This is a genomic window from Paenibacillus sp. FSL R7-0302 (assembly GCF_038006885.1).
In the GTDB taxonomy this organism is placed as follows: domain Bacteria; phylum Bacillota; class Bacilli; order Paenibacillales; family Paenibacillaceae; genus Paenibacillus_AQ.
The window spans coordinates 4,038,451-4,052,419 of record NZ_JBBOWB010000001.1 but is presented as its reverse complement, the minus strand read 5'-3'; the positions used below and the strand labels follow the sequence as shown (position 1 = coordinate 4,052,419).

14 protein-coding genes are annotated in these 13,969 nt (G+C 55.1%); 10 read left to right on the top strand and 4 right to left on the bottom strand.

Annotation, left to right across the window (positions count from 1 at the left end; genetic code table 11):
• Positions 1–168 precede the first annotated feature (168 nt).
• A complete protein-coding gene (locus tag MKY96_RS17705) occupies positions 169–3,252 on the top strand; it encodes a PAS domain S-box protein (RefSeq protein WP_340941989.1) in 3,084 nt (1,027 codons plus the stop codon).
• A gap of 146 nt (positions 3,253–3,398) precedes the next feature.
• Positions 3,399–3,794: a NusG domain II-containing protein gene (locus MKY96_RS17700; RefSeq protein ID WP_340944619.1), complete on the top strand. Its 396-nt coding sequence runs from the start codon at positions 3,399–3,401 to the stop codon at positions 3,792–3,794.
• On the opposite strand, the gene MKY96_RS17695 is transcribed toward MKY96_RS17700, so the two are convergent.
• Genes MKY96_RS17695 through MKY96_RS17685 form a run of 3 tightly spaced genes read right to left on the bottom strand, consistent with a single transcriptional unit; the run spans position 3,795 to position 6,748 of the window.
• Positions 3,795–4,652: a TIGR03943 family putative permease subunit gene (locus MKY96_RS17695; RefSeq protein WP_340941986.1), complete on the bottom strand. Its 858-nt coding sequence runs from the start codon at positions 4,650–4,652 to the stop codon at positions 3,795–3,797.
• Positions 4,653–4,689: 37 nt separating this feature from the next.
• On the bottom strand, positions 4,690–5,679 hold the full coding sequence (locus MKY96_RS17690; protein ID WP_340941984.1) for a permease: 990 nt from the start codon (positions 5,677–5,679) through the stop codon (positions 4,690–4,692).
• A 31-nt stretch (positions 5,680–5,710) separates the two neighbouring features.
• Positions 5,711–6,748 carry a CobW family GTP-binding protein gene (locus tag MKY96_RS17685; protein WP_340941982.1) on the bottom strand — a complete coding sequence of 346 codons (1,038 nt, stop codon included), beginning with the start codon at positions 6,746–6,748 and terminating at the stop codon, positions 5,711–5,713.
• Between the two features lie 215 nt (positions 6,749–6,963).
• Here MKY96_RS17685 and rpmG point away from each other — a divergent pair, with 215 nt between their 5' ends.
• The 7 genes from rpmG (at position 6,964) to MKY96_RS17650 (ending at position 12,565) form a co-directional block, all read left to right on the top strand.
• Positions 6,964–7,113 (top strand): 50S ribosomal protein L33, encoded by a 150-nt coding sequence (gene rpmG, locus MKY96_RS17680; protein ID WP_036725285.1) that lies wholly within the window; start codon positions 6,964–6,966, stop codon positions 7,111–7,113.
• A gap of 48 nt (positions 7,114–7,161) precedes the next feature.
• Positions 7,162–8,370: a GTP-binding protein gene (locus tag MKY96_RS17675; RefSeq protein ID WP_340941981.1), complete on the top strand. Its 1,209-nt coding sequence runs from the start codon at positions 7,162–7,164 to the stop codon at positions 8,368–8,370.
• 408 nt (positions 8,371–8,778) lie between these two features.
• Entirely contained in the window at positions 8,779–9,486 is a 708-nt protein-coding gene (locus MKY96_RS17670) for a metal ABC transporter ATP-binding protein (protein ID WP_340941980.1), read from the top strand.
• Positions 9,438–10,298, top strand: coding sequence for a metal ABC transporter permease (locus MKY96_RS17665; RefSeq protein ID WP_445321994.1), 861 nt, complete (start codon positions 9,438–9,440; stop codon positions 10,296–10,298). Before MKY96_RS17670 ends, MKY96_RS17665 begins: the two co-directional genes overlap by 49 nt.
• The gene (locus MKY96_RS17660; RefSeq protein ID WP_340941978.1) at positions 10,292–11,479 is read left to right on the top strand and encodes a metal ABC transporter substrate-binding protein; all 1,188 of its coding nucleotides are present in this window, start codon (positions 10,292–10,294) and stop codon (positions 11,477–11,479) included. Before MKY96_RS17665 ends, MKY96_RS17660 begins: the two co-directional genes overlap by 7 nt.
• Before the next feature lie 21 nt (positions 11,480–11,500).
• Positions 11,501–11,770, top strand: coding sequence for a 30S ribosomal protein S14 (gene rpsN / locus MKY96_RS17655; protein ID WP_340941977.1), 270 nt, complete (start codon positions 11,501–11,503; stop codon positions 11,768–11,770).
• 171 nt (positions 11,771–11,941) lie between these two features.
• Positions 11,942–12,565 (top strand): class I SAM-dependent methyltransferase, encoded by a 624-nt coding sequence (locus MKY96_RS17650; protein ID WP_340941975.1) that lies wholly within the window; start codon positions 11,942–11,944, stop codon positions 12,563–12,565.
• Positions 12,566–12,680: 115 nt separating this feature from the next.
• Here the strand turns inward: MKY96_RS17650 and MKY96_RS17645 are convergent, their stop codons facing one another.
• Positions 12,681–13,265: a helix-turn-helix domain-containing protein gene (locus MKY96_RS17645; protein WP_036702276.1), complete on the bottom strand. Its 585-nt coding sequence runs from the start codon at positions 13,263–13,265 to the stop codon at positions 12,681–12,683.
• Between the two features lie 199 nt (positions 13,266–13,464).
• On the opposite strand from MKY96_RS17645, the gene MKY96_RS17640 reads away from it, so the two are divergent.
• Positions 13,465–13,752 (top strand): Dabb family protein, encoded by a 288-nt coding sequence (locus tag MKY96_RS17640; RefSeq protein ID WP_340941973.1) that lies wholly within the window; start codon positions 13,465–13,467, stop codon positions 13,750–13,752.
• Positions 13,753–13,969: the final 217 nt, after the last annotated feature.

Genomic DNA, 13,969 nt, shown 5'->3' with positions numbered 1-13,969 from the left:
ATGAAAGTGACCAGGGCGTTATTTTGTGTGCGGATATGAATGTTTCCAGCGGCAAGCTTGCCCTCTGTATCTTCATTTGCGGGACTTTAGGTCTGGAGCATAAATTCCGAAAAAAAGGTATAATGTTACTAAATTATGTCCCCCATTTTCTCAGAGGAGGCTCTAGCTTTGTCCGACACACTATTTAAGCACTTGTACATGCGGTCCTCAATAGGATATGCGGCAGTATCCATTACGGATGGAACTATGCTCATGGCCAACCCTGCGCTTTGCGGGATGTTTGGATACACCGAGACCGAACTCAAGGAGCTGCGTTACCAGGATATCGTTTTTCCGGATGAAGGGTCTACCCTGGATCACGGGCAGATTGTGAACTATTTAATAAGCAGCCCGGATATGGCTGTAGATACCGAAAAGCGGTTCGTACATAAGAATGGCGAGATGCTCTGGGTTGCCCTGCATCTTTTTCTGATCATTGATGAACAGACCGGCCCTCCCTCCCATCTGGTTGCGGAGATGACTGATATTACCGCACGCAAGATGGCGGAGAAGAAGATAGAGGAGGACCACCAGCTCTTCGAGCTGATTACGGAGCACACCCCGGATATGATTTCATTCGCCGATCCCGACGGAACGCTGCGCTACGTCTCCCCGTCAGTCGAAACGCTGCTCGGTTATACGGCAAGCGAAATGATCGGCCGCAACAAAACGGAATATTATCATGAAGCGGATGCGCTGGAAATGACCGAGCCGGGGAAGCTCTACTCCGACAGTGACACCTTTACACGCCGGGTCAGGCATAAGGACGGCCATTATCTTTGGACCCAGAGCTCCTTCCAGGTGGTGCGGAATCGTGAAGGCGAAGTGCGGCAGATCCTGACGATTGCCCATGACATCACCGAGCGGAAGAAGGTTGAAGATATGCTGGCTGCCGCGCAGGAACTGGGGCAAATGGGCTCCTGGGAGTGGAATTCCGTATATGAGCAGCTGATCGTCTCCAGCCAGCTGATGGCCATCTTTGAATTAGGCGGGAACTGCGGAAATCATACCGTGGTCCATTATACTCAATTGCTTGAGTGTGTAGTGCCGGAGGACCTGGACAGATTGCGCGAAGAGCTGCGTTATACGCTGAAGTCCGGGGCTAAGGGCGAGGCGATTTTCAGAGTGAAGGGCAGCGAGGAACGTAAGTCTATCTATGCACACTGGGAGGTGATCCTGGATGCCTCCGGCAAGGTTCAGCTGATCCGCGGGATGGTGCAGGATGTGACCGAGCGCGAACGGATGGAGGAGCAACTGCGTGAGAGCGAGAACCGGTACAAGTCGCTTTTCGAATATAACCCGTCTGCCATCAGTGCCATGGATCTGCAGGGGTACATACAGTCAATGAATGCCAGTCTGGAGCAGCTGACAGGATACAGCAGGGAGACCCTGATGCATTCAAGTTACTGCGAGATTATTGAAGAGGATGAGCTGGAGCATGTGAATATGCGGTTTCTGGCGGCAGCCGGAGGCATGGCCCAGACCTTCGACACCCGGGTGATCCGTCACGACGGGGAGAGGGTGGAGGTAGGGATGATTTATGTCCCTATGCTCATTGATTCTGAAGTGGTCGGCGTATTCGCCATTACTAGTGATATTACAGAGCCTAAGCGGTATCTGGAGCAGATTGAGAAGCTTAGCTATGAGCATGCGCTGATCCTGAACTCTGTATCTGAGGGGATATTTGGCATGAATCTGGAGGGGGAGACGGTATTTATCAATCCCGCTGCGTCTGTCATGCTCGGATATAACCCTGGAGAGCTGGCTGGCAATATCAAGCTGCATACGATAGCGCAGACCTGGATGGACGGCGAGCTGTATCCCGGAGGACACCGGACGCTGGCGGAGCTGCTGAAGACCAACCTCTCTTATGAGCAGGAGCAGGAAGGGATCTTCTGGCGTCAGGACGGCTCCAGCTTCCTGGTCAAATACCGGATGACGGCATTATATGATAACGGAGAGCACAAGGGGGCGGTGGTTGTTTTCCGGGATATCACCGAGGAGAAGGCTGTGGAGCGCGCCAAGGAATCTGCGGAGAAGGCTGACCGGGCCAAGTCGGAGTTCCTGGCGATTATGAGCCACGAGCTGCGTACGCCGATGAATGGAATTATCGGGATGGCCGATCTCCTGTCGGGAACAGAGCTTACGGAGGAACAGCAGTATTACACCCAGATTATCAATAAAAGCGGTGCCGCGCTGGTACATATTCTCAACGAGGTGCTGGATTTCAGCAAGATTGAATCCGGCATGATGACGCTGGATCTGCAGCCGGTGGATATCCGGCAGGTCGTACAGAACGTCTGTGAGCTGTTCTATCCCCGTATCCAGGAGAAAGGGCTGGTTCTGCGCAGCCATATTGAGCCCGATATTCCGGCTGTTGTCATCACCGACGAAACCAGGCTGAGGCAGGTGCTGGTGAATCTCGTCGGCAATGCGGTCAAGTTCACGGAAGAAGGCGAGGTCGGCGTCTCAGTGAAGCTGGAGGCTGCCGGGGAGCCGGGCTCGCTGATTCTGAGGTTCTCGGTAACCGATACCGGTATAGGCATTCCGCAGGGCAGCCAGAACCTGTTATTCCAGTCCTTTTCCCAGCTGGACCCTTCGATCAACCGCAAGTACGGCGGGACGGGACTGGGTCTGGCGATCAGCAAGAAGCTGGTGGAGCTGCTGGATGGCGCGATCGGTGTGAACAGCGTCGAAGGAGAAGGCTCGGAGTTCTACTTCACCATCGGCGTGATGTATTCGGTGGAGGAACCGGGCCAGGCGCAACTGGCAGGAACTGCTGCCACTCAGGAGTATAAGGGCGGAATCTTCAATCTGGATTATCCCGAGGGTCAATACGGGCCGTTGTCCATTCTTGTCGCGGAGGATCATCCGGTGAATCAGCAGATCCTGCAGACTTTTCTCAAAAAGCGCGGCTACACCTCTGACCTGGCAGTGAACGGCGAGCAGGCGGTAGAAGCTGTACGGTCCCGGCATTATGATCTGGTGTTCATGGATATTCAGATGCCGGGCATGGACGGGATTGAAGCCACCCGGCAGATCCGCGAGGCGATGGGGCTGTCCCCGGTGATTATTGCCGCCACTGCCTTTGCCCGCAAGGAAGATGAAGAGATGTGCCTCCGGGCAGGGATGCAGGACTTTATTCCCAAGCCGATCCGTGGAGATGAGCTGGACAGAGTGCTGAGGGAATGGTCCGGCAGCATCCGCAGATAGTCTAGTAATATAAAAGGCCGGATAGCTGGCAGGCAAAGCTAGCGCTATTCACGTTGACAGCTTTCCCTTGTCTGCATTACTATTATATAAATCGTAAACATTACGAATATATAACGGTAAGCGAAAGGGTCAATAGAGTGAAAACGATGAAGCGCGGAGATTTCCTGCTGATTCTCATTGTATTGCTGGCCGCTGGTTCCATCTACGGCTACAAGTGGTTCTCTAACCACAATCATCCGTATAAGCAAGGGGAGCTGGAGGCCGTAATCACCGTGAACGGCAAAGCCTACAAGACTGTACAGCTGACCAAGGAAGAGCAGATTATTGATATCCGCACCAGATATGGTCATAACACGCTGAAGGTATTCGATTATGGTATTCAGATGACCTATTCGGATGCTCCGCTGACCATTGCGCTGGACATGGGATTCATCTCCCGGCCGAAGCAGCAGATTATCTGTATTCCGGCTCGTCTCCTGGTGGAAATCTCGAACCCGGAGTCTTCGCTGGAGGATGACGACGCGCTGGATGCGGTCATCTAGTCAAGGCTGCAGCTCTGTCCATGCCGCTGCGGCATCGGCGTTCGTGTATACATAAGGTGTGGACGGTGCTGCCACTGCGGTTATGCTCTGCGGAGCGATCTGCAGAGTCTCTACGCCCTCATGGGACGTCACATGAAGCTTGCCCCGAACCTCAATCCAGGTATCGGCGGGCAGGCTTATTTGTGTACCCGGCTCTAGGAGAATGCCAAAAGGAGTGGCATCTGCCGTACAGCACTGGACCAGGAAGCGGCTGACTGCGTAACCGGATTGGCCGGACCCTTGCGGCTCACGGTACAGGAAGCCTGATACAGAGATCTCCTTACCCTCGAATTGCGATTTGTACAGGTTAAGGGCGCCCAGCGTTTCCGAGAAAATCTCAGGGAACACAGGGATGACGGGCTGCCTGTAGAGCTGGGCGGCCAGCTCTGCAAATTCAGCCTCATAAGGGTTGGCCGGAGTGAACCTTCCCCCGTTGCCGGACTCAACGGCAGTGTAAGACAGGGCAAGGCCCTTCTTGGCCGCTGCGGCACTGCCGAGTGCCCGGTCGGGCAGCAGGAACCCGAGCAACAACGGGAGCAGGAACAGGCTGTACAGCGCAGAGCTGCCCAGGAATGAACGGGGCAGGCGGTGCTCGCAGTCGCACAGGGCAGAGCTTCTGCCAAGCACAGCTTGGAGCCCGAGGCTGAGCGCCATCAGGGAGAGCGGAACCGGGCATAATCTGATCCAGCGGGCCAGCTTGGGAGCAACATAATAATGGAGGGCATCCTGCTGGACCAGATGTCCGATATAGAGAGCGAAGGCGAGCAGAATAACCGCCCTGAGTACATAGTGAAACCGGATGCTTCCGGAGCTATTCATGCAGATCCTCCTCCAGTTATTCGGAATTTCAGGGCAGCTACAGCCAGAATGAAGCGAGCACGGAGCCGGTGAAGACGGCCGCGGCAATGAGGAAGAACAGGTACAGGGCGAATCGGGTTTTGAACAGCGCGAGCAGCATCAGGGCGTTCTTGAAATCGAGCATCGGTCCCAGCACCATGAAGGCGAGCAGCGCCCCGGCCGGGAAGGTATGCAGGAAGGTGGACGCAACGAAGGCGTCGGAGGTAGAGCAGAGCGAGAGTGCGAAGGCCAGTCCCATCATGAACACGTAGGAGCCGAGCGGACGGTCACCAATGGCGGACAGGCTGCTCTGATTCATGAAGGTCTGGATTCCCGCAGTCAGCAGACAGCCGATGATCAGGAATTTGCCCATCTCAAAAAATTCATCCGACGTATGCACCAGGACCGCCGCCGCCCGTCCCCCGCGTAGTGTGCCATGCTGCTCTTCGCTTCCCTCCCGGCGGATGGACAGGCGCAGCGGCGATCTGCGGACAGTCCCGTAGATGATCAGGCCAATGCATGCCGCTACGGCAAAAGCCAGTCCCATCCGGGTGTAGGCCAGCTCCGGATGGGAGCGGAAGGCTGTCAGGGTTGCTCCGTAGACGACCGGATTGAGGATCGGACCGGACAGAATGAAGACGATGGCAACGTAGAGCGGCATCCCTTTGTGCATGAGGCGGCGGACCAGCGGAATCATCCCGCATTCACAGACGGGGAAGAGTATCCCGAGCAGGCAGCCGAAGAGAATCGCCGGAAGCGCGCGGCGCGGAATCCAGCGTGAGATCAGCTCGTCCGGCACGAAGACGCGGAGCAGGGAAGAGAGCAGCGCGCCCAGCAGGACAAACGGCAAGGCCTCCAGCAGGATGCCGAGGAATGCGGTTTTGAACGTGTCAACATAGCCGTTGTCCAGCAGGCTTAGATGCCCGGGCAGCCACAGACTGCCCGCTGTGAGCAGAAAAGCGGCGGAAAAGAGCAGCGGCAATATTTTAAACGGCGTAAGGGTTGTCAAGGGTTCATCGGCTCCTTCCCGCACAGGGTTCTTAGCTGAATAACGACGCCCAGCTGCGGCTGATTGCCTTCTCGTCCAGATTCAGACCGATGCAGACGATATAAGGCTGGCCCGGGTAGCTTGATGCCTCCCAGGAAATACGGTTACCCGCCAGCTGCACCAATTGCACGGACTCCCGGCCTGCCAGCCGTACATGGCCCTTGGCCCGGAGCAGACTGTAGCCCCATTGCCGCAAAAATTGCTCCAGCTCCTCCTGACGGAGGCTCCCGGTCCATGCCGGGGGAACGGTTAACGTCACTGCTGCCACTTGGGAAAAAGAGCCGTCTGTTTCGGATTCAGGCTCATGTACTGCCGCCATGCTGCCGCCGCTCCTACTGCCCGTGTTCATCCGCTGGAGGGTGGCGCCGCTGATATTGCCGGGACCGCGCCGGGGAGCAGAGCCCTTAAATCCGCGTACAGCGATGCCTGTCAGCAGCGGGGCGAGATTAATCTGGCTGTAGTGGGTGAATACAATCTCGGATTCCGAATTTTGCTTGCAGACCATCTTCTCAATCTTCCACAGAGTCTCCGGTTCTACCAGATCGCTTTTGTTGACGATGATGAGATCAGCGGTGGTGATCTGCTTGCGCAGGGTGCGGACGAGCTGCTTGTCGGACGAGAAGCGGCTGCTGTACTCCAGTGCATTCTCGGCATCCAGCAGTGTAATGGCGTGGTGCAGCTGCAGCCGGTCTGCCAGCGCCGGTGCCAGCAGCGACTTCGCGATCTCGTCCGGGTCAGCTACCCCTGTAAGCTCGATGTAGATGATATCCGGGCGGCGCATTAGCAGGGCGGTCAGGCTGCGCGGCAGCTCCTCCTTGCGGCTGCAGCAGATACAGCCGTCCAGCAGCTTTTCCACACTTGTGCCGGTACTCTCCTGCAGGATATAGCCGTCCACATCCTTTGCGCCCAGCTCATTCATGATAACCCCCGGGTTCAGCCCTCTCCGTTGGCTCTCCTTCAGCAGACTCAGCAGCAGGGTTGTCTTTCCGCTCCCCAGAAATCCGCTCAGTATAATCACAGGTATCTTCATGGCTCACTCTCCCGCTCCAATAGTACCGTCCCCATAAGAAGGCGGCCAAGCCGCTTCCGCTTGTAATTCCATCTATACGTCAAGCTTATTCAGGAAAGAACACTAATCTAAGAGAGTTCAAATGTTCCTGGACAGCTGTTGACAGCGGAGGGCGGGAGCGTGTAGAATGTGTAAATCGTAATAATTACGATTAAACAGAAGGGAGCTTGATTGAAATGAGAGTAATCGTTACCTTAGCCTGTACGGAGACGGGCGACCGCAACTACACCACTACGAAGAATAAGAGAACGACACCAGAACGCCTGGAGATGAGAAAATATTGCCCGCGCCTGAAGCGTGTCACCCTGCACCGGGAGACCCGCTAAGCTGCGGAGTGTTTCTAGCATGAAAATATAAAGTACAAGGAGACTACAATGGACAAAATTCCTGTAACAGTGCTAAGCGGATATCTTGGCTCCGGCAAGACTACACTGCTCAATCATATTTTGCATAACCGTGAGGGCCTGAAGGTTGCTGTTATCGTCAATGATATGAGTGAAGTGAATGTGGACGCGAATCTGGTGAAATCCGGCAGCAGCCTCTCCCGCACCGAGGAGAAGCTGGTCGAGATGTCCAATGGCTGCATCTGCTGCACCCTCCGCGATGACCTGCTGCGCGAAGTGAATCATCTCGCCTCGGAGGGGCGCTTCGATTACATTCTGATCGAATCCTCCGGGATCAGCGAGCCGGTCCCGGTGGCCCAGACCTTCACTTACCCGAACCCGGAGCTGGATATCGACCTGACAGAGCTGGCCCGGCTGGACACGATGGTTACGGTGGTCGATGCCAATCGCTTCTGGCATGATTTCGCCTCGGGCGACAGTCTGCTGGACCGCAATATGACGGCGGGCGAAGACGACTTCCGGGATATCGTCGATCTGCTGATTGATCAGATCGAGACCTGTGATGTGCTGCTGCTCAACAAGTGTGATCTCGTGGAGGAGGCAGAGCTGAACAAGCTGGAGGCCGTTCTGCGCAGTCTTCAGCCGCGCGCGAAGATCATCCGTACGGTGAACGCACAAGTGGAGCTATCCGAGATTCTGAATACGGGATTATTCGATTTCGAACAGACCAGCCAGTCGTCCGGCTGGATCGCAGAGCTTGCCAAGGAGGAACACACACCGGAGACTGAGGAATACGGCATCACCTCCTTCGTCTACCGCCGGAGAGCACCATTCCACCCGCAGCGGCTGAGCTTCTTCTTCAGTAACTGGCCCTCTGAGGTTGTCCGGGCAAAAGGGTTGGTCTGGCTGGCAGCCAGCGGTGATCTGGCAGCGACCATCAGCCAGGCAGGGCCGTCGATCCAGTTCGGTCCCGCCGGTTATTGGCTGGCTACCCTGCCGGAGGAGCAGCAGCAGGAAGTGCTGGCTGCGGAACCGGATGTGCTGGCGAAGTGGGACGGGCAGTGGGGAGACCGGCTGAATGAGATCGTCTTCATCGGAGTTCAGATGAACCGTGAGGATATCGAAGCCCGCCTGGACCGCTGCCTGCTGACCGCAGAGGAGATGAAGCAGGACTGGACGGCATTCAACAACCCGCTTCCTTGGCCTGTCGAGGAGCTGCTTGCTGCCGGACAGGAATAGCTGCTTCTGTAAATGATAGTCTGCAAAGCCGGAATCCTTTGTGCGGATTCCGGCTTTGTGCTGAATAGGGATTACGCGCAACGAAGGCGCGTGGGCAAAGGCGAATGTATGCGAAAAACTCGGATCGAATAAGGTTAATCAGTGCGATTACGATTAATTTATGGTTTTGGGTTTACAAATCGTAATGATTACGATAATATCAATGAAGTTGAAACATAATCGTAAATATTACGAATAATAATTAATACTTCATTTGTTTAATCCGTGGAACAGGGTTGGGCCGAATTACAAGTGTCTAACAATAGACGCGGCAGTAGCTACGCCAGCAGCCGTAAGACCAAGCACGGAATCAGGTACGGGAGCGTGATGGCAGCGCCACGGCGTGCCGGAAAGAAAGGGGGAGGAACGATGATTTTGTCATCCATCAGGGATGTGGTGTTCGGTTACGGGGATGAGCCGGTCATTGACCGCTTGTCGCTGGATCTGGAGGCCGGACAGTTCATTGGGATTACCGGACCGAACGGGGCAGCGAAGACCACGCTGCTGAAGCTGATGCTGGGCCTGCTGAAGCCTTGGAGCGGAACGGTTACGCTGAACCGGGAAATTACCGGAGGGGGCAGGCTTACAATCGGGTATGTGCCGCAGCAGGTAGCCTCCTTCAATGCCGGATTTCCGAGCAAGGTGATTGAGCTGGTCCGTTCCGGCTGCTATTCGGGGCTGGGGTTGTTCCGCCGCTTCACTAAGGAACAGGAGGCGCTCGTCGAGAGCAGCCTGCGGCAGGTGGAGATGTGGGAGTACCGTAACCGGAGAATCGGTGAGCTGTCCGGCGGGCAGAAGCAGCGGATCTGCATCGCCCGCGCGCTGGCCCAGCAGCCGCAGGTGCTGGTACTGGATGAGCCGGTAACCGGGATGGATGCTGCCAGCCGCACCGGATTCTATGAGCTGATGCGGCATTATGTCAGCAGCCACGGCCGGACCGTCATTATGGTTACACACGGCCTGGAAGAGACAAGTTCCTATCTGGATACCGTGATTACGCTGGAACGCAAGGAGCAGGAGGGCTGGACATGCTTGGTTACGAATTCATGCAACGCGCATTTTGGGCAGGAGGCCTGATCGGGCTGATTGGACCCTTGCTGGGAGTCTACCTGATGCTGCGCAGGCAGGTACTGATGGCCGATACGCTGTCGCATGTCTCCCTTGCCGGAGTAGCACTGGGTTCCGTACTGGGATGGAATCCTGCTCTGAGCGGATTCGCTGTAGCTGTAGCAGGAGGGCTGATTATTGAACAGCTGCGCCGCTCTTACCGTACATACAGCGAGCTTCCGGTTGCTATTATTATGACCTCCGGCCTGGCGCTGGCCGTCGTGCTGATGAGCCTGAAGCAGAATCTGACCAAGAGCTTCAGCTCCTATCTGTTCGGCTCCATCGTTGCCGTAAGTGATACTCAGCTTAAGCTGATCGCCGTGGTGGCCGCAGCCGGTCTTCTCTACTTCATCATTCTGCGCCGCCCATTGTACAGCCTGACCTTCGACGAAGAGACGGCCGCTATCAGCGGTGTCCGTACCGGGTGGTTGTCCTTCTCGTTCGCCGTCCTAACCGGCATGACCGTTGCCGCAGCTATGCCGGTGGTGGGTGTGCTGCTCGTATCCGCTCTGATTGTGCTGCCCGCTTCTATAGCGCTGCGGATTGCATCGGGCTTCACGGCAGCCATAATGATCTCCGTCGGTGTGGGGCTGACCGGTGTGTTCAGCGGACTTACAGCTTCCTACTATATTAACACGCCTCCAGGAGGCACGATTGCACTCATTCTGCTGGTATTTCTGCTAGCTGCCATTACCGTACAGAAGCTGATCCGGCTGCAAAGCCGCCGGAGCCTGTATTCCTCCAAAGCCAATGAAGAAAAGGGGTCTCACAACATATGTTAAAATTCAACACCAATGCAAAATCCGCTTCGGCTGCACAGTCCACATTCAGCATCCGTCATCTTGCCGCCTTGTCCCTGACCGCCATGCTGGTGATCTCCGGCTGCGGCAACAACACTGCAACGAAAGCCGCGTCTACCGGTAGTCCGGCGGCTTCACCATCGGCTGCAGTTGAAGCCTCACCAGTACCGGCAGCAGATAAATTGAACATTAAGGTTAGCTTTTATCCGATGTATGAATTTACGAAAAGCATTACCGGTGACCTCGCCAATGTGGAGGTGCTGGTCCCGCCCGGAGTCGAGCCGCATGACTGGGAGCCAACGGCGAAGGATATGGCCGATATTACGGATGCAGATGTGCTTGTCTATAATGGCGCAGGCATGGAGGGCTGGGCGCAGCAGATTGTGGACGGTGCTGCCGGAAGTGATCTGATTACGATAGAGGCGAGTAAAGGACTCCAGATTATCGAAGGAACAGAGCATGAACATGAGCACGAGCATGAGCACAGCCATGAAGAGGGAGCTGCGGGAGAAGCTGACCACGACCATGATCATGACCACCATCATGATGAATCCGCAACAGAAGGAAGCGGCCATGACCATTCCCATAATGATTCCTCTGCCGGTGAAGCAGACCATGATCATGACCACGACCATGGCGGTCTCGATCCGCATGTCTGGCTGGACCCGGTGATGGCTATCAAGGAGGTCCGCACCATTGAAGCAGCACTCTCCGCAGCTTTTCCAGGGAATGCAGCCGCCTTCCACGCTAACAGCGATGCTTACATCGCCAAGCTGGAGAAGCTGGATCAGGATTTCAGAGCCGGGCTTCAGAACACGAAGCGTAAGGACTTTATTACCCAGCATGCCGCCTTTGGTTATCTGGCACAGCAATATGGCTTGACTCAGGTGCCGATTGTCGGGTTGTCGCCCGAGCAGGAGCCGTCTGCTGCACAGATGGCCAAGATCGTGGAGTTCGCCAAGGCGAATAAGGTGACTACGATCTTTTTTGAAACCTTGGTCTCCTCCAGTGTCGCCGATACTATTGCCCAGGAAATAGGAGCCAAGACCGCCGTGCTGAACCCAATCGAAGGATTAACAGAGGAAGACGCTGCCCGTAATCTCGATTATCTGAGTCTGATGCGGCAGAATCTTGAAGCGCTAATCCAGGCGTTAAACGAATAAGAACGAAGGAGCTGATCTATAGTGGCCAAGAAGTCAAAGGTTGTAAAGGAACAGAAGCGGCAGGAACTGGTGGCGAAGTACGCTGACAAACGCAGAGAGCTGAAGGCGGCGGGCGATGTGATGGCACTGCAGAAGCTGCCCCGGGATTCCTCAGCCACCCGTCAAAAAAACAGATGCAGCATTTCCGGCAGACCGCGCGGCTATCTGAGTACATTCAAGATATCCCGGATCGTCTTCCGGGAGCTGGCGCACAAGGGACAAATTCCGGGCGTTACCAAGTCCAGCTGGTAGGCTGTTAACTTCATAGATGCTATAACGTTAAGACGGCTGATCTCTCTGGTCTACAGGAGCCAGCCGTTTTGCTGTGTTCATAGACTTTGCCGGATCTGGCAGAGTGGACTATGATAGAGAAGAGGGAACAGCTATATAGATACATAATCTGAACAGGAAAGAAGGAGCTGCATGACCGGGTATTGGAGTAAGAGATTTGCGCAGGAGGGAATGATCTGGGGCAGTGAGCCAAGCCCGTCGGCAGAATGGGCGAAGCGGAAATTCCAGGAGGCAGGAGTATCCACTGTACTCGTTCCGGGTGCCGGGTATGGGCGGAATACCAAGGTATTCTCTGCTGATTTTACTGTATACGGGATAGAATTAAGTGAACCGGCGCTTGAGCTGGCCGCAGCATGGGACCCGGGAACTAGCTTTATTGCAGGCTCGGCACTGGAGCCGCAGCTGGGGCAGCCTGTAGATGCCGTCTACTGCTACGATGTTCTGCATTTATTCCTCGCCGGGGACCGCCGCAGGCTGATTGAGGCCAGTCTCAGTCAGGTCAGGACGGGAGGACTGCTCTATTTCACCAGCTTCTCCGATGAAGACCCCCATAACGGCTGCGGACGAGAGCTGGAGCCGGGCACTTTTGAATATAAAGAGAATAAATATGCCCACTTCTTCAGCGATGCCGATTTGCGGGAGCATTTTGCCGGGACGGAGATTCTGGAGACAGGTTCATTTACCGAGTCGTTGCAGAACCCGCAGGGCGGGACTCATGAATACATACTAAGAACGATCCTTGCGATCAAACGGTAACTGCCTTCTGCGAAAGAAACGCCAACATGGCCCCTCCCTGCGGCGAGAAGGACCTTACTGTGAACCTGATGCGTGCGTGTTCCCGCTTCTTCCTGCAGCTTCCTATTAATGAAGGTTAATGCAGCTCGCAGTCGGCGAACAGGATATGCCGCGGAATGCGGAAGAAATTCTCGGCCTTCTCCTGCAGGGCCAGGGTAGGCAGATGGCAGTGGTGCAGCCACTTGCGGAAGGTGCCGGGATGGACGCCGATCCAGATGCTGACATCGGTTACCGAGAAATCATATACCATGCAGAGTCCGGTCAGAATCGCGTTGTGCTGCGGTGAATGGGCGAGCGTTCTTTTCATGAAACGGGATGGGGTCGGCTGGCACACAATCGGACTTTGCCGCAGAAGAGCTTCATTGAACAGGATATGGGGCGGATAGCCTAAATGGCGGCAGACCTTGTCCAGATTGGTTCTGGAGGGAATGCGTCCTTCATATACCCATGCGCTTACGCTGCGTGAGGAGACGGAGAGCTCTTCTGCGAGCCGGGAGAGCTTCATGTCCTTGGCCATCAGGATGGCCAGCAGAACGCGGTTGCGGATCTGGCTGCGTTTGGGGCGGCGAAATCTTTTGACCCGTACGCCTTGTCCAAGATATTTGCGGTTGATCAGAGACCAGGCCTGAATTTTATGTGTTTCTTGCTGATTTTTAGCCATAATACCTCCGGGTGTACTGATTTAATGAAGTGACGGATCATCTAGTTTAGCTGTTATGACTTTACCATTTCATCACGGCATTCGTCCAGAGTGCAAAGCTCCTGTTTTGGCCATGAACCAAGATTGTTTCAGTAATGCTGCAGTTTATGATATATTTTGAGTAATCAATTTCACATTAATCAGGCTGGGAGCGGGATAGATGATCAAGCATATTGTTTTCTTCAAATTAAAGGACCGGTCCCCGGACAAGGTCGCAGAGACTATTGCAGTCCTCCGTAATATGGAAGGAAGAATTCCGCAGCTGCTGTCCATTGAAGTCGGGGCCGATCTGATTCACTCGGAGCGTTCGTTCGATATCGCCCTGGTCACGGTTGTGGCCTCGATGGAGGATTTGCAGGCGTATCAGGTGCATCCGGCCCACAAGGAAGTCATTGCCCATATCAACGAGGTCAAGGAGTTGTCGGTAGCGGTCGATTACGAGATCTGAGACTGTACGTACTTGCAAGGCTGGAACCCATTAAGCACGGAAAGCGGTGAGCGGAATGCGTGAGCTTGAGTATCCGATGGAAGCATTGACGTATCTGATTGTTTTTATGGCGGCGTGTGTCGTGATGGTGTTCTGGCTGAAGCGCCGGGGCAGGCGGGGGAAATAACGGCAGTTCATGTTAAGGAAGATCACTAAATACCGCAGGGTGGAGGGTCAG